22 protein-coding genes are annotated in these 23,034 nt (G+C 67.2%); 14 read left to right on the forward strand and 8 right to left on the reverse strand.

From position 1 onward, the window contains the following. Window positions 1–28: 28 nt before the first annotated feature. Both DESUT3_RS02080 and miaA read right to left on the reverse strand, forming a co-directional pair. The gene (locus DESUT3_RS02080; RefSeq protein ID WP_221250819.1) at window positions 29–1,303 is read right to left on the reverse strand and encodes a glycosyltransferase; all 1,275 of its coding nucleotides are present in this window, start codon (window positions 1,301–1,303) and stop codon (window positions 29–31) included. Window positions 1,304–1,468: 165 nt separating this feature from the next. Continuing rightward, entirely contained in the window at window positions 1,469–2,371 is a 903-nt protein-coding gene (miaA, locus tag DESUT3_RS02085) for a tRNA (adenosine(37)-N6)-dimethylallyltransferase MiaA (protein ID WP_221250820.1), read from the reverse strand. A 175-nt stretch (window positions 2,372–2,546) separates the two neighbouring features. Here miaA and pcnB point away from each other — a divergent pair, with 175 nt between their 5' ends. Further along, window positions 2,547–3,836 carry a polynucleotide adenylyltransferase PcnB gene (pcnB, locus tag DESUT3_RS02090; RefSeq protein ID WP_221250821.1) on the forward strand — a complete coding sequence of 430 codons (1,290 nt, stop codon included), beginning with the start codon at window positions 2,547–2,549 and terminating at the stop codon, window positions 3,834–3,836. A gap of 10 nt (window positions 3,837–3,846) precedes the next feature. On the opposite strand, the gene DESUT3_RS02095 is transcribed toward pcnB, so the two are convergent. The 5 genes from DESUT3_RS02095 to DESUT3_RS02115 all read right to left on the reverse strand — a co-directional run bounded on the left by DESUT3_RS02095 (window position 3,847) and on the right by DESUT3_RS02115 (window position 10,923). After that, window positions 3,847–5,766: a transglutaminase family protein gene (locus tag DESUT3_RS02095; RefSeq protein ID WP_221250822.1), complete on the reverse strand. Its 1,920-nt coding sequence runs from the start codon at window positions 5,764–5,766 to the stop codon at window positions 3,847–3,849. Beyond that, window positions 5,753–6,583 (reverse strand): DUF58 domain-containing protein, encoded by an 831-nt coding sequence (locus DESUT3_RS02100; protein WP_225911598.1) that lies wholly within the window; start codon window positions 6,581–6,583, stop codon window positions 5,753–5,755. The genes DESUT3_RS02095 and DESUT3_RS02100 overlap by 14 nt, the downstream gene beginning before the upstream one ends. A gap of 32 nt (window positions 6,584–6,615) precedes the next feature. Beyond that, window positions 6,616–7,557, reverse strand: coding sequence for an AAA family ATPase (locus DESUT3_RS02105; RefSeq protein WP_221250823.1), 942 nt, complete (start codon window positions 7,555–7,557; stop codon window positions 6,616–6,618). Next, window positions 7,554–10,331 carry a cation-translocating P-type ATPase gene (locus tag DESUT3_RS02110; protein WP_221250824.1) on the reverse strand — a complete coding sequence of 926 codons (2,778 nt, stop codon included), beginning with the start codon at window positions 10,329–10,331 and terminating at the stop codon, window positions 7,554–7,556. Before DESUT3_RS02110 ends, DESUT3_RS02105 begins: the two co-directional genes overlap by 4 nt. A 187-nt stretch (window positions 10,332–10,518) precedes the next feature. Continuing rightward, window positions 10,519–10,923, reverse strand: coding sequence for a VOC family protein (locus DESUT3_RS02115; protein ID WP_221250825.1), 405 nt, complete (start codon window positions 10,921–10,923; stop codon window positions 10,519–10,521). Between the two features lie 138 nt (window positions 10,924–11,061). Between DESUT3_RS02115 and folK the strand changes: the two genes are divergently transcribed. The 5 genes from folK to sucD all read left to right on the forward strand — a co-directional run bounded on the left by folK (window position 11,062) and on the right by sucD (window position 15,098). After that, on the forward strand, window positions 11,062–11,559 hold the full coding sequence (gene folK / locus DESUT3_RS02120) for a 2-amino-4-hydroxy-6-hydroxymethyldihydropteridine diphosphokinase (protein WP_221250826.1): 498 nt from the start codon (window positions 11,062–11,064) through the stop codon (window positions 11,557–11,559). A gap of 4 nt (window positions 11,560–11,563) precedes the next feature. Further along, complete coding sequence (locus DESUT3_RS02125) at window positions 11,564–11,815, forward strand: YHS domain-containing protein (RefSeq protein ID WP_221250827.1); 252 nt, start codon at window positions 11,564–11,566, stop codon at window positions 11,813–11,815. An 89-nt stretch (window positions 11,816–11,904) separates the two neighbouring features. Further along, the gene (gene fsa / locus DESUT3_RS02130; RefSeq protein WP_221250828.1) at window positions 11,905–12,552 is read left to right on the forward strand and encodes a fructose-6-phosphate aldolase; all 648 of its coding nucleotides are present in this window, start codon (window positions 11,905–11,907) and stop codon (window positions 12,550–12,552) included. A 497-nt stretch (window positions 12,553–13,049) separates the two neighbouring features. Continuing rightward, window positions 13,050–14,213 carry an ADP-forming succinate--CoA ligase subunit beta gene (gene sucC, locus DESUT3_RS02135; RefSeq protein ID WP_221250829.1) on the forward strand — a complete coding sequence of 388 codons (1,164 nt, stop codon included), beginning with the start codon at window positions 13,050–13,052 and terminating at the stop codon, window positions 14,211–14,213. 12 nt (window positions 14,214–14,225) lie between these two features. Further along, window positions 14,226–15,098, forward strand: a complete 873-nt coding sequence (gene sucD, locus DESUT3_RS02140; protein WP_221250830.1) for a succinate--CoA ligase subunit alpha — start codon at window positions 14,226–14,228, stop codon at window positions 15,096–15,098. Window positions 15,099–15,147: 49 nt separating this feature from the next. On the opposite strand, the gene DESUT3_RS02145 is transcribed toward sucD, so the two are convergent. Then, window positions 15,148–15,456 carry a hypothetical protein gene (locus DESUT3_RS02145; protein WP_221250831.1) on the reverse strand — a complete coding sequence of 103 codons (309 nt, stop codon included), beginning with the start codon at window positions 15,454–15,456 and terminating at the stop codon, window positions 15,148–15,150. A gap of 293 nt (window positions 15,457–15,749) precedes the next feature. Here DESUT3_RS02145 and def point away from each other — a divergent pair, with 293 nt between their 5' ends. From def to DESUT3_RS02185, 8 genes are all read left to right on the forward strand, one after another. Further along, a complete protein-coding gene (def, locus tag DESUT3_RS02150; protein WP_221250832.1) occupies window positions 15,750–16,268 on the forward strand; it encodes a peptide deformylase in 519 nt (172 codons plus the stop codon). A 29-nt stretch (window positions 16,269–16,297) separates the two neighbouring features. Further along, a complete protein-coding gene (fmt, locus tag DESUT3_RS02155) occupies window positions 16,298–17,212 on the forward strand; it encodes a methionyl-tRNA formyltransferase (protein ID WP_221252440.1) in 915 nt (304 codons plus the stop codon). 1 nt (window position 17,213) lies between these two features. Continuing rightward, entirely contained in the window at window positions 17,214–18,002 is a 789-nt protein-coding gene (locus tag DESUT3_RS02160; protein ID WP_221250833.1) for a DUF116 domain-containing protein, read from the forward strand. A 100-nt stretch (window positions 18,003–18,102) separates the two neighbouring features. Further along, entirely contained in the window at window positions 18,103–18,936 is an 834-nt protein-coding gene (gene htpX / locus DESUT3_RS02165) for a zinc metalloprotease HtpX (RefSeq protein ID WP_221250834.1), read from the forward strand. 99 nt (window positions 18,937–19,035) lie between these two features. After that, on the forward strand, window positions 19,036–20,397 hold the full coding sequence (gene rsmB, locus DESUT3_RS02170) for a 16S rRNA (cytosine(967)-C(5))-methyltransferase RsmB (RefSeq protein ID WP_221250835.1): 1,362 nt from the start codon (window positions 19,036–19,038) through the stop codon (window positions 20,395–20,397). 94 nt (window positions 20,398–20,491) lie between these two features. Continuing rightward, entirely contained in the window at window positions 20,492–21,157 is a 666-nt protein-coding gene (rpe, locus tag DESUT3_RS02175; protein WP_221250836.1) for a ribulose-phosphate 3-epimerase, read from the forward strand. Beyond that, window positions 21,157–21,732 carry a CoA pyrophosphatase gene (locus tag DESUT3_RS02180; RefSeq protein ID WP_221250837.1) on the forward strand — a complete coding sequence of 192 codons (576 nt, stop codon included), beginning with the start codon at window positions 21,157–21,159 and terminating at the stop codon, window positions 21,730–21,732. Before rpe ends, DESUT3_RS02180 begins: the two co-directional genes overlap by 1 nt. A gap of 57 nt (window positions 21,733–21,789) precedes the next feature. Further along, window positions 21,790–23,025 carry a c-type heme family protein gene (locus DESUT3_RS02185; RefSeq protein WP_221250838.1) on the forward strand — a complete coding sequence of 412 codons (1,236 nt, stop codon included), beginning with the start codon at window positions 21,790–21,792 and terminating at the stop codon, window positions 23,023–23,025. Window positions 23,026–23,034: the final 9 nt, after the last annotated feature.

Genomic DNA, 23,034 nt, shown 5'->3' on the forward strand with positions numbered 1-23,034 from the left:
CATTTTCACCGTGGCCGCCTAGGTCGACCTACCCCTGGAGGGCCCCCTGCAGGGTTCTCAGCCGCTGCAGTTGCTCCTGTGCCCTGCCGCTTGCCGGCAGGCCCGCCCAGGCGAGCAGGTCGGGGAGGGCCCCTTCCGCTTCGCCTCGGGGAAATGGCCCGCTGCTCAGGCGGTTGATCAGACGCAGGGTGCGCAGACCGTCGAACCAGCCGTGGAAGGCCCTGAGCCGGGCCGCCTGCCCCGAGTGGTTGCGGGCCAGCTTTTCCCAGGTGCCGGGGAAATTCTCCGCCTGGAGAAAATCGCCCAGATGGGGGGACAGCTCCCGGGCGCGTTGCAGAATGCAGGCCGGCCCGGCCTGCCAGTGGCTCTCGACGAGCGCCAGCCAGCCGTGCAGCAGGCGGAAGCAGTCCGGGTGGTAAAAGGAAACCGTCTCCGTTGCCCCGGCCAGTTGCCTGGCCACGCTGGGGCCGGTCCCGAAAGGCACCCTCTGCGACGGGCGCGGGGAGGGGTGGACCAGGGTGCCGGCGAGGGGGGCGACGCCAGAGGTTTTGGCCAGCTGCTGCAGGAAATAGAAATCTTCGCCGGCTGTCCGGCGGTTCATGCCGCCGGCGGCGGCATAGGCTGCCGCCCGGCAGGCCAGGGCGCTGCCGACGGTGTGATAGGCGTAAGGGGAGGCGGCCAGCTGCAGGCCGAGGACGTAGTGGCGCAGGTAGAGTTCGTAGCGTTCGATGGCCGCCTGCTGCCGGGGGCATTCGGGCTCCCGGTGGCGAAAGGGGAGGCTGGCGCCGCCGGCCGGGGACGTGGAAAAATGCTCGACCAGGGCCTGCAGGTAGTTGCCGTCGACCAGGGTGTCGGCATCCAGGGAGACGAGCAGCGGCTCGACCCGGCGGTAATCGAGCCGCGCCAGGGCGAGGTCGAAGCCGATCTTGCGCGCCGTGCCGACCCCGCCCCCCGCGGGCAGCTCAAGGCCCGGCGAAGCGGCGTCGATCCAGCCGAGCTGCAGTCCGGGACGGTCCGCTTGGCCGCTGCGCAGCCCGGCGAGCACCGCCCGGTTGTCGGCCTGGTCCTCCGGGGCGGCGTCGGCCCGGTGGTTGACCACCACCAGCACCAAAAAGCGCTCCAGAAGCTCCCGGGGGTTGGCCGCCAGGCTCTCGAGAGTCGCCAGCAGGTGTTGACTCTCGGCCAGCGCCGGGATGACCACCGCGCCGGAGAAGTCGGCGCGGTCGCTCCCCTCGATGCGCCAGGGGCCCTGCAGGGTGCGGGTACGCAGGTATTTGTCGATGCCGCGGGGGAACTGATCCATGTCGGAAAATCTTCTCTTGACCGCTCGCTCGCTAAGCTCGCTCGAGGGCCCGCGGGGCGAAGAGGAAAATCGGAGGCGAAAGAGTGGAATAAGGTCCTCGCAATACCCAAAGGTTTTCTTTGCGTCCTTTGCGCCTTTGCGGTGGATAAGGTTTGGCCCTGAGACTCATTGCAGATTTTTCAGGATCGCCAGCATCTCCCGCAGCGGCTCCCCCGCTCCGTCGAGCCAGTGGATCGCCGTCCCCTGGCGCTCCATGCGCCGGAACCAGGTCTCCTGGCGCTTGGCGAACTGGTGGATGGCGCTGCCCAGCTTCTGGATCATGTCGTTGCGGTTGAGTTCGCCCTTGAGGTGCTGGGCGATGAAGCGGTATTCCAGCCCGTAGAACTCCAGGGTCTCCCAGGCGACGCCCGCCGCATGCAGCCCCTGGACCTCTTCGATCATCCCCTGCTCGAGGCGTTCCTTGAGGCGGGCGGTGATGCGCCGGCGCAGGATCTCCCGGGGCCAGCTCAGGCCGAAGACCTGCGGGCGCAGTTCGGGCAGCGGCGGCAGGCTTGCTGCCGCTGCCGCCTCCCCTTCGGCGATTTCGGTGGCGCGCACCAGCCGCGGGCGGTCCTTCAGGTCGGTGGTGTTGTGCAGCTCGGGCCTGAGAGCCCGCAGGCGCTCACGCAGAGCGGCATCGCTAAGGCCGGCCAGCTCGGCGCGCAGGGCCGGGTTCTCCGGGACCTCCACCAGGCGGTAGCCGCGCAGCACCGCGTCGAGGTAGAGCCCGGTGCCGCCGACCAGCACCGGCAGTCTGCCCCGTCCGCGAAGCTCTGCGAAGACCTCGAAGAAGCGTCGCTGGAACTCGAAGACGTTGAACTCGTAGCCGGGGTCGACGATGTCGATGAGATGATGGGGAACCTCGCCGTACTCGGCCAGGTCCTTGCCGGTCCCCAGGTCCATGCCGCGGTAGACCTGGCGCGAGTCGGCGGAGATGATCTCGCCGCCCAGGGCGCCGGCGGCTTCGACGCCGAGACGGGTCTTGCCGCTGGCGGTGGGGCCGAGGATGACCAGCAGGTTGAAGGGCATGAGTGGTTCCTTGGGTTCGGGGATGGATGAACGGCTGGCGTCATGGTAGAGATTTTGCCGACTAAATTCAATCCCGGAACCGGAATTGCAAGTTAGAACTTCCCTTTGCCCACCATATCTGCTAGTTTCAGCGGCGTCCACCGCCTGCGGTGATCCCCAGTCAGGTATTTGCCCCATGCCCAGATCCACCGAAAACAACGCGCAGCCCGTCGTCCTGCCCCGCTCCGAGCACTCCATCTCCCGCAAGCAGATCGACCCGGACACCCTCAAGGTCCTCTACCGGCTCTCCCGCAAGGGGTTCAAGGCCTACCTGGTGGGGGGCGGGGTCCGCGACCTGCTGCTGGGGCGCAGCCCCAAGGATTTCGACGTCGGCACCGACGCCACCCCCAACCAGGTCAAGAAGCTGTTCCGCAACTGCTTTCTGGTCGGCCGCCGCTTCCGGCTGGCCCACGTGCGCTTCGGCGCCGACCAGGTGGTGGAGGTGGCAACCTTCCGCCGCCAGGCGCGCCCCGAAGATCTCCCCGACGACCCCGCCGAACACTTCATGTTCGCCGAGAACATCTTCGGCTCGCCCCGGGAAGACGCTTTTCGCCGCGATTTCACCATCAACGCCCTGTTCTACGACATCGAGAGCTTTGCCATCGTCGACTACGTCGGTGGGCTCGAGGACCTGAACCAGCGCCGCCTGCGGGCCATCGGCGATCCCCTGGTGCGCTTCACCGAGGATCCGGTGCGCATGCTGCGGGCCCTGGAATTCTCGGCCCGGCTCGATTTCTCCCTGGACGAATCGGTGCGCGAAGCGATCTACGTGCGGGCTCCGCTCATCGCCGAGGCGGCGCCGGCCCGCATCCGCGAGGAGCTGATGGAGTTGTTCCGCCACCGCGTGGCGGGCAGGGTGCTGCGCGATGCCCAGGCCATGGGGCTGCTGCCCCATCTGCTGGCCGGTTTCGAGGGGGAGACGGAGACCTTCGATCTGCTGGAAAAGGTTGACGCCCGCACCGCCGCCGGGGTGGCCATCGAGGAGCCTTTTGCCCTGGCGGCCATCTACCTGACGCGATTTCTGCGGGTCTGCCCGCCGGGGGCCGACCTCACCGTCACCGAGGCGGTGCGCCTGGCCGGGCTCACCCTCGCCCCCCACTGCGGCTATTTCCACGTGGCCCACGGCATCCGCCACCAGGCGCGGGAGCTGCTGATCGGTTTTTTCCGCCTGGCCCGCGGCCGCGGCTTTCGTGGCGAGCGGCGTTTTCTGCAGCACCCCATGACCCCCCAGGCCCTGGATCTGCTCTGCCTCTGGCAGCAGATCAGCGGCGGTGACCCGGCCCTGGTGGAGCAGTGGCGGCCGGCCCTGGCCGAGGCCACCTCCCCTCAGCCCCAGGAGAAACAGGCCGCCGCCCGCCGCAGGCCCCGCCGGCGCCGTGGCGGGCGCAGCCGGCGCCGCCCCGGAGGGGGTGAGTCGGCGAGCTGAGTTCCCCGCCTCAGCCCCCGCCGGAGCTGCGCTTCAATTCCTCGATCAGCTCCGTCAACCGGCGGCGCTCGCCGTCGGTGAGCCGCCGGTCGCGGTAGAGCGCGCCCCCGTAGATCCGCGCAAAGCTGCGGCAGCGCTCGTCGTCGAGGCGCTCGGCCAGTTCGTAGAGCCCCTCGCCGCAGGGGATCTTCGCCAAACCATGGGCGCGCGCCGCCTGGCGCAGAAACCGCTGCAGCAGCCGCGTTTCCGTGCTGCTTCGGGCGCGCCTCCACAGCAGCCTGCCCCCCAATGCCAATCCCAGAATTGCCAGTCCCAGCCCCGCCGCCAGTCGCCAGTCGAGAGATACCTGCAGATGCTTCATGCGCAGCCCGGTGCTGCGCAGCAGTTCGAACTGGCGGCCCAAATCGTAGGCGATGACCGCCTGGTTCCAGAAATAGTTGAGCGCATCGGCGAGCCGCTGCAGGGTGTTCAGTCCCCGGTTCCTCTGCGCCAGCAGCGCCGAGGCGGCGTTGCTCGCAAGGGAGCTGGGATCGAGGCGCAGCCAAATCCCCTCCTCGGTCAGCGCCTCCACCCAGACATGGGCCCGGTCCTCGGTGACCAGGTAGTAGCCGCCCAGCTCGTTGTAATCGCCGCCGTAATACCCCCCCACCAGCCGCGCCGGCACCCCGGCAAGGCGCAGCACCAGGGCGAAGGAGGAGGCGAAGAATTCGCAGTAACCCCGCTTCTTGCCGAAGAGAAAATCGTCGATGGGGTCGGCGGCGCGGGGCAAATCGCTGGTGGCGTAGGTAAGCCCCTGGCCGCGGAAAAACTCCTGCAGGGAGGCGATCTTTCGAAGCGCATCGCCGCCGGCCCGCAGTTCTTCGCCCAGGGCCGCGACCCGCGGCGCAACCTCCTGCGGTGTCTGCAGGTAGAAGGCCCGGTCCGCCGGCCCCTGGATTCTGCTCGTGCCCCCCACCACGGAAACCGCCGCGACCCTGGCCCGTCGGTCGATGCTCCGCCGGGTGGTGAACACCAGGTCGCCGCTCCCCTGGGCGCGCATCCCCTCGAGGCTGCGCGGGGCATCGAGGGCGACCAGGTAGGGGTCGCTCTTGGGCTCGGGGTAGATGACCTGGGTGACCTGCCGTCCGCCCTGGATAAGCGTTCTCTCCCCTTCGGGCTCAGGGGCCCGGCTCCAGGTGTTTCCCTCCAGTCGGTTAAGCACGATGGCGCGCCAGTAGAGATCCTCGGGGGCGAGGGGCTGGCTCTCGACCCGCAGGGCGACGGTTTTGGCCGAGGCGGTGCTGGCGTAGGCGCCCGGCTCCACCTTGTCGCTGAAGCCGACCGTCGCCGCTTCGGGCGGATTGAGAAAGTTCCACAGGGGGCGCTGGGTGCGGGGCAGGATCACGAAAAACACCACCATCAGCACCAGCGAGATCGCGGGCAGCAGGCCCGCCACGGAGAGCAGCCGGCGCAGGGTCCGGGCATCCAGGACCAGGGCCGGGTCGGTGACGTGAAAGCTCAGCAGCACCAGGCCGATGGTGACCACCGCCACCAGCAGCACCAGGTAGACGAAGAAGGCGGCGCTCAGGCTCAGCAGCGATGAGGAGGCCAGGGCGAACAGGGCGAGGACGAAGAGCTGCAGGATGTTGCGGTTGCTTTTTTCGCTGAGCAGGCGCACGGTCAGCATCAGGGCGAGGATGTTGACCACCGGCTGCACCAGGTTGGCCATGGAGATCTGGATCGCGTAGACGCCGAAAAGGGCCAGGGCGACCAGGGTCCCCCAGGGCCCGGGCAGGGGGCGGCGGCCGCGCCGGTCGAGCACCATGCCGAGGGGGACGGCAGTCCCCAGCGCCAGCTGGACCGGAAGGTCGAGGTGCGGGAAGAGCGGCGCCGCGCCTAGCAGGCAGGCGGCGTTGGCCAGCAGGTAGAGCAGGGTGCTAATCTTGACCATAGAGCGCCAGTTCGGTAAGCAGCTTCAATCGCTGGTGGCGGCCGGCGGCCGGGGGGATCAGCCTGGAGCCGAGCCGCAGGCCCACCGGGCGCTCCCGGCGGAGCGTTTCGCGCACCAGGTGGACGGCACAGCCGAGCCGTTGTTCGAGATCGGCCCCGGGGAGCCGCTCGAGATCGATGATCAGCGGTTCGTGGGTGGCGGCCGAGAGTTCCTTGACCTTGAGTTGGTCGTGGCGGGCCGAGAGTTTCCAGTGGATCAGCTTGAGCGGCTCGCCCCCCCGGTAGTCGCTGATGCGGCTGACTTCCCCCTCGTGACCGCGGGACGGCGTCGGCGCGGCGCCGCGGGCGGCGGGCCGGCCGCTGTCGCTGCCGGCGGCGAGGGCCAACGGCGCCGGGAAGACCGTCACCTGCCCCTCGGCGAAGGCCAGGCGGCTGCGCACGAAAAAGTTGATGGGGAAGATGGAGCTGACCCGCACCGGCTCCAGGCGGTGGCGGCCGCGGCCCCGGAAGGCGACGAGGATGGAGCCCGCGTCGCTCCCCCCGCGGTCGACCAGCGGCAGGGTGGTCGACTGGCCGCGCAGCGAGATCGTGATCAGGAAGGCCGGCAGGTAACGGCGGGGATTCTCGAGATGCAGGGTGACCAGGGTCGGCAGGCCGTCGTAGACCTCCTCGGGCACCTCCACCCGCACCCTGAGCCGGGCGAGGTTCTGCTGGCCGAGGATGCCGGAGATGCTCATAAAGCCGAGCAGGGCCGAGACCAGCAGGTAGAGCAGGTTGTTGCCGGTGTTGACCGCGCCGAAGCCGAGCAGCAGGGTCATCAGGATGTAGAGGGCCCCGGCCCGGGTCAGCTTCAGGCCAGAGGCACCGGGATTTGCTTGACGAGCGATCGCAGCACCTCCTGCTTGCTGACGGTTTCGTGCTCCGGGCGCAGGATCAGCCGGTGGGCCCCCACCGGCACCGCCACCTGGCGCACGTCCTCGGGGACCACGTGGTCCCGGTCTTCCAGATAGGCGGCGGCCTTGGCCGCCTCGGCCAGGTTGATGGCGCCGCGGGTGGAGATCCCCGAGAGGACCATGGGGTGCTCGCGGCTCGCGGCGACGATGGCGAAGATGTAGTCGGCCACCTTCTCCGAGAGGTAGACCTGGTCGCGCACCGCGGCCTTGGCCTGCTGGATCTGCTCGCGGCTGAGCAGCGGTTCGAGCTGCAGGATCTGCTCGCGGATGCTGCCGCCGCGGATGATCGTTTTCTCCACGGACGGGGGCGGGTAGCCGATGCCGGTGCGCAGGCTGAAGCGGTCGAGCTGGGATTCGGGCAGGGGGAAGGTTCCGACCTGCTCCACCGGGTTCTGGGTGGCGATGACCAGAAACGGGTCGGGCAGCGGATAGGTCACCCCCTCGACGGTCACCCGCATCTCCTCCATGGCTTCGAGCAGGGCGCTCTGGGTCTTGGGCATGGCCCGGTTGATCTCGTCGATCAGCACCAGGTTGTTGAAGATCGGCCCGGGCAGAAACTTGAAGCGGTTCTCGTCGCGGTTGTAGATGGAGAGCCCGGTGATGTCGGTGGGCAGCAGGTCGGAGGTGCACTGCACCCGGCCGAAGGAGAGGCCGAGCACCCGGGAGACGGCCAGCGCCAGGGTGGTCTTGCCGAGGCCGGGGATGTCCTCGAGCAGGATGTGGCCCCCCGAGAGCAGGGCGGTGACGGTCAGCTTGACCGCCTGGATCTTCCCCTGCAGGTGGCGGTTGGCCAGGGTTTCGATGACGTGGACGATCTGCTGGCGGTGGGGCAGGCTCATGCCGTAAGTCCTTTTTCGCGGGGGTGGAGGGTGGCCGGTCCGCCCCCGGCGGGGAAGCGCAGCCGCTTGAAGATCTCCATGACCACTAGCAAGATCGAGGCCAGTGCCAGCAGGGTGAACCACTCTCGCAGGGAGACCGGCGCGACGCCGAGCACCTTTTGCATCAGCGGCGTGCCCAAGGCCAGGATGTGGATCCCCTGGGCGATGGCGACGCCGAAGATCAGCACCCGGTTGCGGCGCAGCGGCACCCGAAAGGCGCTGCTGCGCTCGGAGCGGCAGTTGAATACGTGCACGTTCTCCAGCAGCACCATCAGCAGCAGGGTCAGGTTGCGCGCCTCGGTCTCGGGCAGGCCCCGGTCGTTCATCCAGGCCCAGGCGGCGAAGGCGAGCAGCCCCATGGTCAGCCCCGAGACCAGGTTCTGCTCGATCATCAGGCGGTTGAAGACCCCCTCGCCGGGCGGACGGGGCGGGCGGTTCATCACCCCCGGCTCGCCCCCCTCGAAGGCCAGGGCGACATCCTGGATGCCGTTGGTCACCAGGTTGAGCCACAGCAGCTGCACCGCCAGCAGCGGCAGCGGCAGGCCGAACAGCAGGGCCATCGAGAACAGGACGATTTCGGCGCCGCCGGTGGAGATCAGCAGGTAGACCACCTTGCGGATGTTGTCGTAGGCAAAGCGACCCTCCTCGACCCCGGCCACCACCGAGGCGAAATTGTCATCGGTGACGATGATCGAGGCGGTGTCCTTGGCGACGTCGGTCCCCGAGCCCATGGCCACGCCGATGTTGGCCCGGCGCAGCGCCGGGGCGTCGTTGACGCCGTCGCCGGTGACCGCGGTGAAATGCCCCTGCTCGCCGAGGGCCTCGACGATGTGCAGCTTCTGCAGGGGGGAGACCCGGGCGAAAACCTGGCTGGCGGCGACCCGCTGGCGGAAATCGGCGCTGCCGGGGTCGCCTTCAGCGGCCAGGTCGACGCCGCTGACCATCTGTCCGGCTTCCTCGGCGATGCCGAGCTGGCGGGCGATGGCCAGGGCGGTGGCCGGATGGTCGCCGGTGATCATCATCACCTGCACCCCCGCTTCGCGGCAGGTCGCCACCGCGGCCGGCGCCTCGGGGCGCAGCGGGTCGATGAAGGCGGCCAGCCCGAGCAGGGTCAGCGCCGGGATGTCCTTTTCCTCCAGGGGGCTCTTGAGCTCCCCGGCGGCGCTGCGCCCCTCGGCGATGGCCAGTACCCGGTAGCCGTTTTCGGCCAGCTGCTGGGCCTGACGCTCCACCGCCTCGCTGTCCAGGTGCACGGCACCGCCGGCGCTCTGCATCCGGTCGCAGAAGGCCAACACCCGCTCCACCGCCCCCTTGACCACCCAGGTCCCCTCGATCCCCCGGTAGCAGCGGGCCGCGTAGCGCAGCTCCGATTCGTAGGGGATCTCGCCGATCAGGTCGAGCTCGCCGCGCACCCGTTCGGCCTGCAGGCCGAGCTTGCAGGCCAGCGCCAGCAGGGCGACATCCATGGCATCGCCGTGGTGGTCCCAGCCCCGCTCCCTGCGCACCAGGGTCCCCTCGTTGCACAGCACCCCGGCGCGGGCGAGCCGCAGCAGCTGTTCCAGATCCTGCGGCTCGGGGGGGCTGCCCTCCACGGTGCGCACCTCCCCCTCGCCGGCGTAGCCCTCCCCGGAGACGGCGAAGCTGCGACCGTCGGGGAGCCAGAGCAGCTTCACCGTCTGGCGGTTGACGGTCAGGGTGCCGGTCTTGTCGCTGGCGATGCAGGTGCAGCTGCCCAGCCCCTCGACCGCGGTCAGTTTGCGCACGATGACGTGGCGCCGCGCCATGCGCGTGGTGGCGATGGACAGGGCCACGGTCATGGCCACCGGCAGCCCCTCGGGGATGGCCGAAACCGCCAGCGCCACCGCCATGAAGAAGACCTCGGCGGGGGGGATCCCCTCGGCCACCGCCGCCACCGCCAGCAGGCTGACGAAGCCGAGCACCAGGTAGCTGATCTGGCGCGCGAAGCGCTCCATGCGGATGACCAGCGGCGGCTTGGTGACCGCCGCCGAGGTCACCGCCTTGGCGATGCGGCCGACCTGGGTCTGCAGCCCGGTGGCGACCACTACACCGACCCCCCGGCCGGTGGTGGCGGTGGAGCCGGCGAAGGCCATGTTGCGCCGCTCGCCGAGCGGCACATGGCGCGGCAGGGGCTCGATAGTCTTTTCCACGGCCAGCGACTCTCCGGTCAGCAGCGACTCGTCGATGGCCAGCCCCTTGCCATGGAACAGGCGCAGATCGGCCGGTACGCGGTTGCCCGATTCGAGCAGCACCACGTCGCCGGGCACCAGTTGATCCGCGGTCAGCTCCGACTCTTCGCCGTCGCGGCGCACCCGGGCGTTGATCTTTAGCAGGCTCTGCAGGGCAGCGGCGCTCTTTTCGGCCTTCCACTCCTGGAAAGTGCCGAGGGCCGCGTTGAGCAGGATGACGGCGAAGATGAAGCCGGCGTCGGTAACCTCGCCGATGAGCAGGGAGACGATCCCGGCCGCCAGCAGAATGTAGATAAGCGGGCTGAGAAACTGGTGCAGAAAGATGACCGCGACCCCGGGCGGCCCCTTGACCGGCAGGGCGTTGGGGCCGAAACGCTCTAGGCGCTCGGCCGCCTGGGCCTGGGTCAGGCCGTGGCTGACCGAGTCGACCCGGGCGAAGGCGTCGGTGGCCGAAAGCGCGTGCCATTCGACTTCGCCGGCCGACGGCGGTGCGTGCGCCGCGTTCTGGGCTCGAGTCGTGCCTGCCATGGGGGCCCTTTTCGGCCATGCCGGAATAGCGCCGGTTGGTCCAATGAAGGTCCTTGAGGCTCCCGGGGCGAAGCGACCCGTGCCGACCACCGCAAAGAACTGACGGAAGCCACCTGTGAAGTATAGCACCCCGGCGGGGTGCTGCAGGCCGCGGGGAGGTCCGCGCTCAGCTCTGGTCGGAAGCGCTTCAGTCCGCCTGCTCCTGCTGCTCGCTGAGAATGACCAGGTAGCCGTCGGGGTCGTGCAGCCAGATCTCCCGGCGGCCGAATTGCTCATCCTCCAGTTCGTAGAGCAGGTGCAGGTTGCGCCGGGCGAGGTTTTTCTCTATCGGCCGCAGGCGGGGCACCTGGAATTCCATGGACGCGCCGACCCCCAGGGGATGGCGCGACAGGTTCTGGAGCAGCGCCGGGTGCAGCGCCTCCAGCGTCTCCAGTTCGCGAAACAGCACCACCGCGTCGCCCTGGCGCAGGATCAGCACCGGCGGATGCCCGGGGGCGGGGATGAAGCTCTCGAGGTCGAGCAGCAGGATTTCCCGGTAGAAAAAGGCGGTGGCGTCGAGGTCGTGAACGCCGAGGGTCAGGGTCAGGGGCATGATTCGGGACTCCGGATGAGGATTCCCTTCTCTTAGCATGGCGGCGAGCCCCTGGCAAGGGTGCAGGGCGGGAGAGCGTTGACCTGGGCAGGTCCCTGTGCTTAAATCACCCATACCCTGTCCGGCTGGAATTCAACGATGACTGAAGCCTATCTGGCCCTCGGCTCCAACCTGGGCGAGCGCCTGGAAATGTTGCGCGGGGCGCGGGGCGCCCTGCAGGGGAGCGAGCAGGTCGACGTGGCCGCCTGCTCGGCGGTCTTCGAAACCGAACCGGTAGGCGGGCCCGCCGGCCAGTCGGCCTACCTGAACGCGGTGCTGCGGGTGCGCAGCGGGCTGTCGCCCGAGGCGCTGCTCGCCCTGTGCCTGGAGATCGAAACCCGCTTCGGCCGGCAACGGGCCGAGCGTTGGGGGGAGCGCACCCTGGACATCGACCTGCTGCTGTTCGGCGCGGAATTGCGCGACGGCCCCTTCCTAATCCTGCCGCATCCGCGCCTGCACCAGCGGCGGTTCGTCCTGGAGCCGCTGGCGGAACTGGCCCCGGAGCTGCGCCATCCCCGGCTCGGCCGGAAGGTGAGGGAGCTGCTGGCCGCTCTGCCCCCCGGCCAGGCGGTGCGGCGCCTCTATCCGACGTGGTGATCCGATGATCCGTCTGTTGATTTTCGCCCTGCTCTGTTTTCTGATCTACACCCTCTACACCGCGGTGATCCGGTCCCTGTCCGGAAAGGGGGGCACGCTCCCCGGGGAGAAGACCCGCCGCGGCGAAGACATGGTCCAGGACCCCCAGTGCGGTACCTACCTGCCCCGCAGCGACGCATTGGAAAAATCCGTCAACGGTACCCGGCATTTCTTCTGTTCCAAAGAATGCCGGGACGCTTTTCCCGGCAAGAAATAGGGGGGTGGCATCGGCGCGTCGGAAGACCGCTTCCCCCGGCAGCTTTACTTTCCCCAACCATAGATCGTCCATTGCAAAGGAGACCATCCATGAAATTCTTCATCGATACCGCCGACGTTGCCGAAATCCGCGCCGCCCACGACCTGGGGCTGGTCGACGGGGTAACCACCAACCCTTCGCTGATCGCCAAGAGCGGCCGGGAGTTCAAGGAGGTGATCGAGGAGATCACCTCGATTGTCGACGGCCCCATTTCCGCCGAAGTCATCTCCCTGGATGCCGAGGGGATGGTGCGCGAAGGGCAGGAGTTGGCCAAGATCAACCCGAAGAAGATCGTCATCAAGGTGCCGATGACCGGCGAGGGGCTCAAGGCCACCAGCATCTTCGCCTCGGAAGGGATCAAGACCAACGTCACCCTGGTCTTTTCTCCGCTGCAGGCGCTGCTGGCCGCCAAGGCGGGGGCGAGCTACGTCTCCCCCTTCGTCGGCCGGCTTGACGATGTCGGCCACGACGGCATGGAGGGGATCGACCAGATCCGCACCATTTTCGACAACTACGGCTACCAGGCCGAGATCATCGTCGCCTCGGTGCGCAGCCCTCTGCACGTGTTGCGCGCGGCCCTGATCGGCGCCGACATCTGCACCATCCCCTTCTCGGTGATCACCCAACTGGCCAAGCACCCCCTGACCGACGTCGGCATCGAGAAATTTCTCGCCGACTGGAAAAAGGGCCAGAAATAGCCCCCGCAGGGAAGCCTCCGGAAAAGGATTTCCCAGGCAGCCTGCACAAAGAAAAGCCCGTACGACCGATCTGGGGGGGATGGCCTCCCCGGACGGCGGCGGGCTTTTCGTTTTTTTCAGGCAGATGGTCTGGCCATTTGTGTGGATAGAGGGAAGAAGGCAACATTGGCGGAAAAATATGGCCCTGCTAAAGGAGAATTTCAGCCAAATTGAATTTATTCCATTGACAGAACCTTCCCTTCTTATATCTTTAGCGGATCTGACCAATTGACCAGGGGGTGAGAAGGTCAATTTCAGCCGCATCTGGCGGATGCTTAACGCTTCGTGGCGGAGCTTGGCCCGGGCCGCCGGTGCCCAAAGGCCAGGGAACCGGGAGCGCGGCGCCGCGCCTGGTTTGGCATCCGGATTGCGTATACGAAACGGGGTTGCGGCCGGCAGGGAAGGTCGGCTGGCCGAAACAGGTTTTACTTCACTCTTTCCCAGGCAGCGAGGAACAGATGAACATTCACGAGTACCAGGCGAAGGCGATTCTTCGAAACTTTGGAGTCCCGGTCCCCGAGGGGCACGTGGTCTACAACAGCAACTCGGCCCGCGACTGGGCCCGGCGACTGGGCGACGGCCCCTGGGCGGTCAAGGCCCAGATCCACGCCGGCGGCCGCGGCAAGGGGGGCGGGGTGAAGATCGCCAAGACCGCCGACGACGTGAAAAAGTTCGCCCGCGACATGTTCGGCATGACCCTGGTCACCCACCAGACCGGCCCCGAGGGGAAAATCGTCAAGCGGGTGCTGATCGAGGCCGGCTGCAACATCGCCGATGAATTCTACGTCTCCTTCCTGGTCGACCGCGCCACCTCCAAGGTCACCCTGATGGCCAGCGCCGAAGGGGGGATGGACATCGAGGAGGTTGCCGCCAAGACCCCGGAGAAGATCTTCTTCGAGGCCGTCGACCCCACGGTCGGGCTGACCGCCTTCCAGGCGCGCAAGGTCGCCTTCAAGCTCGGCTTCGCCATCCCCCAGGTCAAGCAGGCGGTGCCGCTGCTGCAGAACCTCTACAAGGCGTTCGTCGAATCGGACTGCTCGCTGCTGGAAATCAACCCCCTGGTGCAGACCGCCGAGGGGAAACTGCTGTGTCTCGACGCCAAGCTCAACTTCGACGACAACGCGCTGTTCCGCCACATCCGCATCCGCGACCTGCGCGACTACGATGAAGAAGACCACATGGAGATCGAGGCTTCCCAGTACGATCTGTCCTACATCGCCCTGGACGGCAACATCGGCTGCATGGTCAACGGCGCCGGCCTGGCGATGGCGACCATGGACATCATCAAGCACTACGGCGGCGATCCGGCCAACTTCCTGGACGTCGGCGGCGGGGCGACCATCGAGCGGGTCACCGAGGCGTTCAAGATCATCCTCTCCGACGAGAAGGTCGAGGGGATCCTGGTCAACATCTTCGGCGGCATCATGAAGTGCGACGTCATCGCCACCGGGGTCATCGAGGCGGCCCGGCAGATCGGGGTCAAGGTGCCGCTGGTGGTGCGTCTGGAGGGGACCAATGTCGAGAAGGGCAAGCAGATGCTGGCCGAGTCGGGGCTGAACATCATCGCCGCCGACGGCATGGCCGATGCCGCCGAGAAGATCGTCAAAGCCGTCAAGGGTTAAGGAGAGAAAACGATGAGCATCCTGATCGATAAGAATACCAAGGTCATCACCCAAGGGATCACCGGTGCCACCGGCCTCTTCCATGCCCAGGGGGCCCGCGAGTACGGCACCCAGATGGTCGGCGGGGTCACCCCCGGCAAGGGCGGCACGGCGATCGACGGCTTTCCCATCTTCGACACCGTCGAGCAGGCCGTCGCGGCCACCGGCGCCAACGCCTCGGTTATCTACGTGCCGCCCATCGGGGCCGCCGACGCCATCATGGAGGCGGTCGATGCCGACCTCGACCTGGTGATCTGCATCACCGAGGGGGTGCCGGTGCTCGACATGGTCAAGGTCAAGCATTACATGAAGGGGAAAAAGACCCGGCTGGTCGGACCCAACTGCCCCGGGGTGATCACCCCCGGGCAGTGCAAGATCGGCATCATGCCCGGCTACATTCACAAGCCCGGCCCGGTCGGGGTGGTGTCCCGTTCGGGCACCCTGACCTACGAGGCGGTCTGGCAGCTGACCACCCGCGGCATCGGCCAGACCACCTGCGTCGGCATCGGCGGTGACCCGGTCAACGGCACCAGCCACCTGGACGTGCTGCAGATGTTCGAGGCCGATCCCGAGACCCAGGCGGTGATCATGATCGGCGAGATCGGCGGCGACGCCGAGGAGAAGGCCGCCGAGTACGTCCGCGATCACATGAGCAAGCCCGTCGCCGCTTTCATCGCCGGGGCCACCGCCCCTCCGGGCAAGCGCATGGGCCATGCCGGCGCCATCATCTCCGGCGGCAAGGGGGATGCGGCCAGCAAGAAGGCGTTCCTTCGCGAGTGTGGCATCTCGGTGGCCGACAGCCCCGCAGAGATGGCCGAGGCGCTGCTGAAGGTCTGGCAGCCCTGAGGACCCATTTGGATCCAACCCCAAAGCCGGAGCCTGCGCTCCGGCTTTTTTAATGCACCAACCGAGGCTTTTCGGCGCCGGGGCCGGCCGGCACTGCCCCGGGCGCGAGGCTGCCGCAGGCCGCCAGGGCCGCCTCGCACATCGCCTCGGGGATCGAAATGCCCTTGCCGGAGGCGAGCAGGGTGCCGCCCTGCGGGTTGACGATCAGGTACTCGAACCGCCCATCCTGGGTTTTGCCGCCATAGCGGTAGGCCGCTCCCAGTCGGGCCAGCACCAGCCAGGCAGCGGTGATGCTCTGCCCGGGGTTCTCGGCGTTCTCCCGGTTCCAGAGGTTGGCCGCGATCAGTCGCTCTCTCATAAAACCTCCCTTGTTTTGGATTTTTGCCGGTGGCGCACAATCTTCAGAACAGTTGGGGTATTATTTCCCCTTTATGGTTTGTAAGCATACTCCAATTTTTCTTTCTGGCAAGTCCAATTTTCAGCCTCGGGGAGACGGCCGCGGCGAGGGGAGGGGCAGGCGGGAAAATGCCGGGATTACGCTCTTTGCCGATACCCCTTGTGGTTGACATCGGCGGCTGGCTGCCCGTATGATGTGCGGATTGCAGGGAAAACCGCCAGTACGGCGATTCAACCACGGACAGGGAAACCGGCATGGCCCTTCTCAAGATTTATCATTACCCCGATCCGGTGCTCAAGCAGGTCGCCGCCCCGGTGACCGGGATCGACGATGACCTGCGCCGCCTGGCCGCCGACATGGCCGAAACCATGTATGCGGCCCCCGGGGTTGGTCTCGCGGCGCCCCAGGTGGGCGTTTCCAAGCGACTGGTGGTCATCGACTGCGCCCCCAAGGGAGAGCCGCCGCAACTGCTCACGGTGATCAATCCCGAAATCCTCTCCCGTGAGGAGGACTGCTGCGAAGAGGAGGGATGCCTTTCGGTGCCCGGCTACTATGCCCGGGTCGAGCGTCAGGCCCGGGTCCGGGTCCGCTATCTCGACCTCGACGGCAACACCGTGGAGCGCGAGTCGACGGGGCTGGAGGCCATCTGCTTTCAGCACGAGATCGACCACCTGGACGGTATTCTGTTCGTCGATCATCTCTCGCCTCTGAAAAAGGGGTTGTTTCGCAAAAAATACAAAAAAATCCTGGAACAGATGCAGGAGCAGCTGTGATCAAACCTCAATCCCTCCGCACCGTATTCATGGGAACTCCGGATTTCGCCCTGCCGACCCTGCAGGGGCTGCTCGATGCCGGAGTCGAGCTCTGCGCCGTCTATACCCAGCCCGATCGCCCCAAGGGACGCGGCAATAAGCTGGCCGCGCCGCCGGTCAAGGAGCTGGCCCTGCAGCACGGCATCCCGGTCCACCAGCCGCTCAAGCTCCGCGATCCGGCCGTGGTGGATGAGCTGCGCCGGATCGCCCCGGAGCTGATCGTGGTGGTGGCCTACGGGCAGATCCTGCCCAAGAGCGTCCTCGAGATCCCCCGGTACGGCTGCATCAACGTGCACGCCTCGCTGCTGCCGCGCTACCGCGGCGCCGCCCCCATCAACCGCGCGGTGATCGACGGGGAGGCCGAGACCGGGGTGACCACCATGTATATGGACGTGGGGCTCGACACCGGTGACATGCTGGTCAAGCGCTCCCTTGCCATAGGCCCCGAGGAGACCGCCGGGGAGCTGCACGACCGGCTGGCCCTGCTGGGCCGCGAGGCGATGGAGCAGACCCTGGGCCGGCTGTGCGCCGGTACCCTGGAGCGGGTCCCCCAGGACGATGCCCTGAGCACCTACGCGCCGTTGCTGAAAAAGGAGGAAGGGCTGATCGACTGGAGCCTTTCCGCCGAACAGGTACACAACCTGGTGCGCGGCCTCGATCCCTGGCCCGGCGCCTTCACCGGCCTTGCCGGCCAGTCGCTGAAGCTCGCCCGCACCCGGCCCCAGGCCGGCTCCTCGGGTGCGCCGGGAACGGTCCTTGCGGCCGGCGCCGAGGGAGTGCTTGTTGCCTGCGGCAGCGGGGCGCTGCTGGTCCGCGAGCTGCAGCTGCCGGGCAAGAAACGGATGCAGGCTGCCGACTTTCTGCGCGGCACGGCGCTCGCCGAAGGCACCCGCCTGGAGTCCTGAAGTGTCGACAGTCCCCTCCCCGCGTGACGACTTCCAGCCGCGCAAGCGGCTGTTCATCGGCCTGCTCGCCGCGGCGTGCGCCCTGGTGCTGGGGCTCGGCCTGCTGCTGTGGTGGGTGCCGAGCGTCGGCCTGAGGAGCATCCATCCGCTGCTGCCGGTACTGCTCGGCGCCCTGCTGGCGGCGGTGGCCGTCGTGGTGCTGGGCGGGCTGACCCTGCTGGTGCTGACCCTGCTCACCGGCAAGGATCTGCTGATCTCCCAGCGGCTGCGGGGGGTCGTTATCCGCTACCTGTTTCCCGGCATCATCGCCCTGGGGCGGGTCCTCGGCATCGATCGGGATACCCTGCAGCAGTCCTTCATCGCCCTCAACAACCAGCTGGTGCGGGCCAAGAAGCTGCGGGTCGCGCCCGGCGAGGCGCTGATCCTGCTCCCCCACTGCATCCAGCTCTTCGACTGCGCCATCAAGATCACCGGCGATGTGCAGAAATGCATCCGCTGCAACAAGTGCGACATCAGCGCCCTGGCCGACCTGGCCAGCGAGCGCGGCATCGACATCGCCGTGGCCACCGGCGGTACCCTGGCGCGCAAGCTGATCGTCGAGAAGCGCCCGCGCTTCATCCTTGCGGTGGCCTGCGAACGGGACCTGACCTCGGGGATTCGCGACGCCTACCCCCTGCCGGTGATCGGGGTTCTCAACCACCGTCCCCACGGCCCCTGCTTCAACACCGGCATCCTGCTGCCCGAGGTGCGCAGCGCCCTCGACGAGCACGTGCTCCCCACCCGTCCTTGATTTTGCCCCCGGAGGTTATTATATTGTTCTTAGTTCCACGGCCGCCCGGGTGGGGGCCGGTTTTTTATCCCCGATTCGAGCACGCATGAGGTGACTACACATGAATACCTTCCGAACCGTCGCATTGATGACCCTGCTGACCCTGCTGCTGGTCGGCGCCGGATCACTGGTCGGCGGCCGCAGCGGCGCCCTGTTCGCCCTGATCATGGCCGGGGTGATGAACCTGGGCTCCTACTGGTTCTCCGACAAGATCGTCATCGCCATGTACCGCGGCAAGGAGGTGACCAGCGGCACCCTTTACGAGGTGGTTCAGGAGATCTGCCAGCGTAACGGGCTGGTCATGCCGCGGGTCTTTATCCTGCCCCAGCCGACCCCCAACGCCTTCGCCACCGGGCGCAACCCGAAGCACGCCGTGGTGGCCGCCACCGAGGGGATTCTGCAGATTTTGACCCGCGAGGAGCTGATGGGGGTCATGGCCCACGAGATGAGCCACGTCAAGCATCGCGACATCCTCATCGGTTCCATCGTCGCCACCATCGCCGGGGCCATCTCCTACCTCTCCCACATGGCCCAGTGGGCGATGATCTTCGGCGGCGGCCGCGACGACGAGGACGGCAACCCGCTGGCGATGATCCTGATGATGATTCTCGCGCCGATCGCCGCTATGCTGGTGCAGATGGCGGTCTCCCGCTCGCGGGAGTACGAGGCCGACCGGGGCGGCGCCAAGCTCTGCGGCAACCCCTACTACCTGGCCAACGCGCTGCGCAAGCTGGAGATGGCCAACCGCCGCATGCCGATGCAGCAGGTCAACGAAGCCACCGCCCATATGTTCATCGTCAGCCCCTTGAGCGGCGGCGGGCTCAAGTCGCTGTTCTCGACCCACCCGCCGGTGGAGGAGAGGGTCCGCCGCCTGGAGGCGATGACCTCCCTGTAAATCGTTGGCGGGTGCAACGCACCGCCTTAATGCCCAACCTGATATGTTTCGGGGGCGTGATCGTCACGCCCCCGTTCTGCTGTCCGGAGGAAGCGCCCATTGAAACCGTCCGATCCGCGTCAACTTGCCTTTACCGTCCTCAGCCAGGTGGAGGAGGGTGGCTTTGCCGATCTCTCCCTGGACGCGGCCCTCGCCCGCTGTCCAGGGATGGACCCCCGCGACCGGGGGCTGGCCACCGAGCTGGTCTACGGCGTGCTGCGCCAGCGGGGGCGGCTCGACTTTGCCCTGGCGCGTTTCTGCAGCAAGCAGCTCTCCAAGGTCGAGTCGCGGGTGCTGAACCTGCTGCGGCTCGGCGCCTACCAGGTGCTCATGCTCGACCGGGTGCCGGCACCGGCGGCGGTCCACGAGACGGTCGAACTGGCCCGGCGCCTGGGCCTGGAGCGGGCCACCGGATTCATCAACGGCATCCTGCGGGCGCTGATCCGCGGCGAGGGACAGATCCCCTGGCCCGATCCCGCGGCCGACCCCCTCGGCCATCTGCAGCACGGCCTGTCGCTCCCGGCCTGGCTGGCCCGCGACTGGCTGCGCCGCTACGGGGCGCAGGAGGCCGCGGCCCTGGCGGAGGCCATGGCCGGCCAGCCGCCATTCTGCCTGCGGGTCAACACCCTCAAAGGGAGCCGGGACCAGTACCTGGAGATGCTCCGCGCGGCCGGCCACCAGGCCGAACCCACCGTTTACGCGCCCGAGGGGGTGAGGCTGACCGCCAGGGCGGCGGCGCCGCTGCCGGGCGACGCCGCGGGGTGGTACCAGGTGCAGGATGAGGCGAGCATGCTCATCGCCCATCTGCTCGGGGCCCGGCCCGGCGAGCGGATCCTCGATGCCTGTTCCGCGCCCGGGGGCAAGACCACCCACATCGCGGCGCTGGCGGAAAATCGGGCCGGCGTGGTCGCCCTCGACCTGCACCCTCAACGGGTGCGGCTGGTCGAGGAGGGGGCGCGGCGGCTGGGCTGCCGCGGCATCGAGACGCGGGCCTGGGACCTGACCCGGCCGCCGGCCTTTCTCGAGCCGGGGAGCTTCGACCGGGTGCTGGTCGATGCCCCCTGCAGCGGGCTCGGCGTGTTGCGCCGCAACCCCGAGATCCGCTGGCGGCGCGGCGCCGGCGACATCAAGCGCATGGCTGCGCTGCAGGGCAGCATCCTTGACAACGTCGCTGCGCTGGTGCGCCCGGGCGGGGTGCTGGTCTATTCGCTGTGCACTCTCACCGAGGCCGAGAGCGAGGAAACGCTAGCCCGTTTTCTGGCCCGCCAACCCCGCTTCGCCCGCGAGGATCTGCGTCCCCTGACTCCGCCCGGCTGGGCCGAGCTCTTCGACGACCAGGGCGCCCTGCGCAGCTTCCCCCACCGCCACGGCGGCATGGACGCCTTCTACGCCGTTCGCCTGCGCAGGCAGCAAGGGGATTAGAGGTTGAACTCTTGCCCCTCCCATGGCAAAGTGGAGTGATGCGAATTTTTCGGATTTACCGCCTGAAAATTTTCCAGATTCACAGGATGCACTCATGATCAAGATTTCCCCCTCGATTCTCTCCGCCGATTTCGCCCGCCTGGGCGAGGAGATCCAGGCCATCGAAAAAGGCGGCGCCGATTACGTCCATGTCGATGTCATGGACGGTCACTTCGTCCCCAATATCACCATCGGTCCGCTGGTGGTCGAGGCCGCCCGCCGGGTGACCCGGCTGCCTCTCGACGTGCACCTGATGATTGAGAACCCCGACCTCTACATCCCCGAATTCGCCCGGGCCGGCGCCGACATCATCACCGTGCACCAGGAGGCCGTGCCGCACCTGCACCGCACCGTGCAGCTGATCCGCAGCCTGGGCAAGAAGGCCGGCGTCTCCATCAACCCGGCCACCCCGGTATCGACCCTCGAGGTGATCCTCGACGAGGTCGACCTGGTGCTGATCATGTCGGTCAACCCCGGATTCGGCGGGCAGAGCTTCATTCCGGCCTGCCTGGGCAAGATCACCGCTCTGCGCCGGGAGATCGAGCGCCGCGGCCTGAACGTCGAACTCGAGGTGGACGGCGGAGTGAAGACCGAGAACATCGGCGAGATCGCCGCCGCCGGCGCCGACGTGTTCGTGGCCGGCAGCGCGGTTTTCGGCACCGCCGACTATGGCGCCACCATCGGCCGTTTGCGGGAAAACGCCAGTTCGCTAAGGGTCTGATGCTCGATCCGGATCTCATCAGCAGCGCCCTCGAGCGCCACCTGCCGCGGGCCCTGCCCCAGGCGGGCCTGCGCCCGGCGGCGGTGCTGCTGCCGATCTACCGCAGGCAGGGGCGGGACACCGTCCTGCTCACCCGGCGCAGCGACCGCCTGAATCACCACCGCGGGGAGATCTCCTTTCCCGGCGGCGCCCGAAATGCCGACGATGTCGATCTGCGGGCGACCGCGCTGCGGGAAACCGAAGAGGAGATGGGGATCCGTGCCGGGGATGTCAGCGTGCTCGGTCGCCTGGATGATTTCGTCTCGGTGGCCGGCTATCATGTCACCCCCTTCGTCGGGACCTTCCGCTATCCCTACCCCTTCGTGGTCAACCGGGAGGAGATCGCCGAGGTGCTTGAAGTGGATCTCGAGCAGCTTCGCGACCCGGCCGTCTTCCGCAAGGAGAACTGGAGCCACCGCGGGCGGCAGTTTCCGGTCTGCTTCTACACCGTGGACGGGAATGAGATCTGGGGGTTGACCGCCGCCATCCTGCGCCAGTTTCTCAAGCGGGTGAGCCTCCGCGGCCAGGTTGCGTAACTGGCGATACCGGTTAGACTTTCTGCCATCTTTGTCCTACCTGAGGGGAGTGCCGCCATGGGCCTGTTTCGAAACCTGGGCTTGCTGACCAAGATCGTCCTGCTGATCGGTCTGATCCTGATCTCCTTTTTCGTGCTCTCCTCGATGATCAGCTATCGTCAGCAGCGCGCGTTCATCATCGAGGAATCGGTGGAAAAGGCCCGCATCATCGCCTCCGAGGCGGTCCAGGCCCGCGAGTACATCTCCCAGCAGCTGCAGGTGGGGAACATCCCCCTTTCCGAGCAGCGCTACGGGATGATCCCCGTGGTTGCCTCCAACCGCATCGGCCAACGGGTCGCCGAAGATCTCGATTACCGTATCCGCCAGGTTTCCAACCGCTACCGCAATCCGAAAAACGCCCCCGATGCCTTCGAGGCCGAGGTGCTCGATCGCTTCGTCGCCGACGCCGCCTGGCGCGAGCATTACGCCATTACCGAACTCGACGGCCAACCCGTGTTCCGCTACCTGCAGGCCTTCACCGCGGACCAGAGCTGCCTGGAGTGTCACAGCGACCCGGCCGTGGCCCCCGAATTTATCAAGACCCTGTTCCCCCCGCAAACCGACCAGGCTTATCACTACAAAATCGGCGAGGTGATCGGCGCCGCCTCGGTGACCATTCCCATGGACAAGCTGGAGCGGCAGATTCTGGCCAATTTCCGCAACGACACCCTGCTGATCGGCGGCATTTTCCTGGTGCTGATCACCTGCCTGGGGCTGTTGACGCGTTTCGCCGTTACCCGGCCCCTCGGGCTGCTCGGCGAGGCGATCGGGGAAATCGTGCGTACCGGCCGCTTCGAGGAGAAGCTGCCGCCGCGGGGGCGCGACGAGATCGGCAGGCTGATCGAGGGGTTCAACGAAATGATCGAGCACCTGGGCGAAAAAACCAGCCATCTCGAAGAATCGGAGAAACGCTTCCGGGTGTTGACCGAAACCGCCCGCGACGGCATCATCTCCTTTTTGGCCAACGGCCAGATCATCTTGTTCAATCGCCAGGCCGAGCGGATCTTCGGTTACAGTAAACGCGAGGCCCTGGGGCTGTCGGTTGACCGGCTGATCCACGAGGAGTGCACCTCGCTGGGCGAACAGGGGGTCGAGGCCTACCTGAAGCAGAACTGCGCCCGCCTGATGCAGGAGTTGAATCGGGTAACGGGCCGCCGTCGCGACGGCACCCGCCTGACCCTGGAATTTTCCCTTTCGGTTGCCGAATCCGACGGACACCTGTTCTATACGGTGATTGTCCGCGAATCGCACTGACCAACCTCT

The organism is Desulfuromonas versatilis (genome assembly GCF_019704135.1).
GTDB classification, from domain to species: domain Bacteria; phylum Desulfobacterota; class Desulfuromonadia; order Desulfuromonadales; family NIT-T3; genus Desulfuromonas_A; species Desulfuromonas_A versatilis.

Bases quoted from the DNA above. Each gene is read 5' to 3' on its own strand.
- fsa (WP_221250828.1), top strand. From the start codon at position 11,905: ATGAAATTCTTCATCGATACCGCCGACGTTGCCGAAATCCGCGCCGCC.
- DESUT3_RS02125 (WP_221250827.1), top strand. From the start codon at position 11,564: ATGATCCGTCTGTTGATTTTCGCCCTGCTCTGTTTTCTGATCTACACC.
- DESUT3_RS02145 (WP_221250831.1), bottom strand. From the start codon at position 15,456: ATGAGAGAGCGACTGATCGCGGCCAACCTCTGGAACCGGGAGAACGCC.
- def (WP_221250832.1), top strand. From the start codon at position 15,750: ATGGCCCTTCTCAAGATTTATCATTACCCCGATCCGGTGCTCAAGCAG.
- htpX (WP_221250834.1), top strand. From the start codon at position 18,103: ATGAATACCTTCCGAACCGTCGCATTGATGACCCTGCTGACCCTGCTG.
- DESUT3_RS02080 (WP_221250819.1), bottom strand. From the start codon at position 1,303: ATGGATCAGTTCCCCCGCGGCATCGACAAATACCTGCGTACCCGCACC.
- miaA (WP_221250820.1), bottom strand. From the start codon at position 2,371: ATGCCCTTCAACCTGCTGGTCATCCTCGGCCCCACCGCCAGCGGCAAG.
- DESUT3_RS02180 (WP_221250837.1), top strand. From the start codon at position 21,157: ATGCTCGATCCGGATCTCATCAGCAGCGCCCTCGAGCGCCACCTGCCG.
- sucD (WP_221250830.1), top strand. From the start codon at position 14,226: ATGAGCATCCTGATCGATAAGAATACCAAGGTCATCACCCAAGGGATC.
- DESUT3_RS02100 (WP_225911598.1), bottom strand. From the start codon at position 6,583: ATGACCCTGCTGCTCGGCTTCGGCGCGGTCAACACCGGCAACAACCTG.
- pcnB (WP_221250821.1), top strand. From the start codon at position 2,547: ATGCCCAGATCCACCGAAAACAACGCGCAGCCCGTCGTCCTGCCCCGC.
- DESUT3_RS02095 (WP_221250822.1), bottom strand. From the start codon at position 5,766: ATGGTCAAGATTAGCACCCTGCTCTACCTGCTGGCCAACGCCGCCTGC.
- DESUT3_RS02115 (WP_221250825.1), bottom strand. From the start codon at position 10,923: ATGCCCCTGACCCTGACCCTCGGCGTTCACGACCTCGACGCCACCGCC.
- DESUT3_RS02110 (WP_221250824.1), bottom strand. From the start codon at position 10,331: ATGGCAGGCACGACTCGAGCCCAGAACGCGGCGCACGCACCGCCGTCG.
- folK (WP_221250826.1), top strand. From the start codon at position 11,062: ATGACTGAAGCCTATCTGGCCCTCGGCTCCAACCTGGGCGAGCGCCTG.
- DESUT3_RS02105 (WP_221250823.1), bottom strand. From the start codon at position 7,557: ATGAGCCTGCCCCACCGCCAGCAGATCGTCCACGTCATCGAAACCCTG.
- sucC (WP_221250829.1), top strand. From the start codon at position 13,050: ATGAACATTCACGAGTACCAGGCGAAGGCGATTCTTCGAAACTTTGGA.
- rpe (WP_221250836.1), top strand. From the start codon at position 20,492: ATGATCAAGATTTCCCCCTCGATTCTCTCCGCCGATTTCGCCCGCCTG.
- DESUT3_RS02185 (WP_221250838.1), top strand. From the start codon at position 21,790: ATGGGCCTGTTTCGAAACCTGGGCTTGCTGACCAAGATCGTCCTGCTG.
- fmt (WP_221252440.1), top strand. From the start codon at position 16,298: ATGGGAACTCCGGATTTCGCCCTGCCGACCCTGCAGGGGCTGCTCGAT.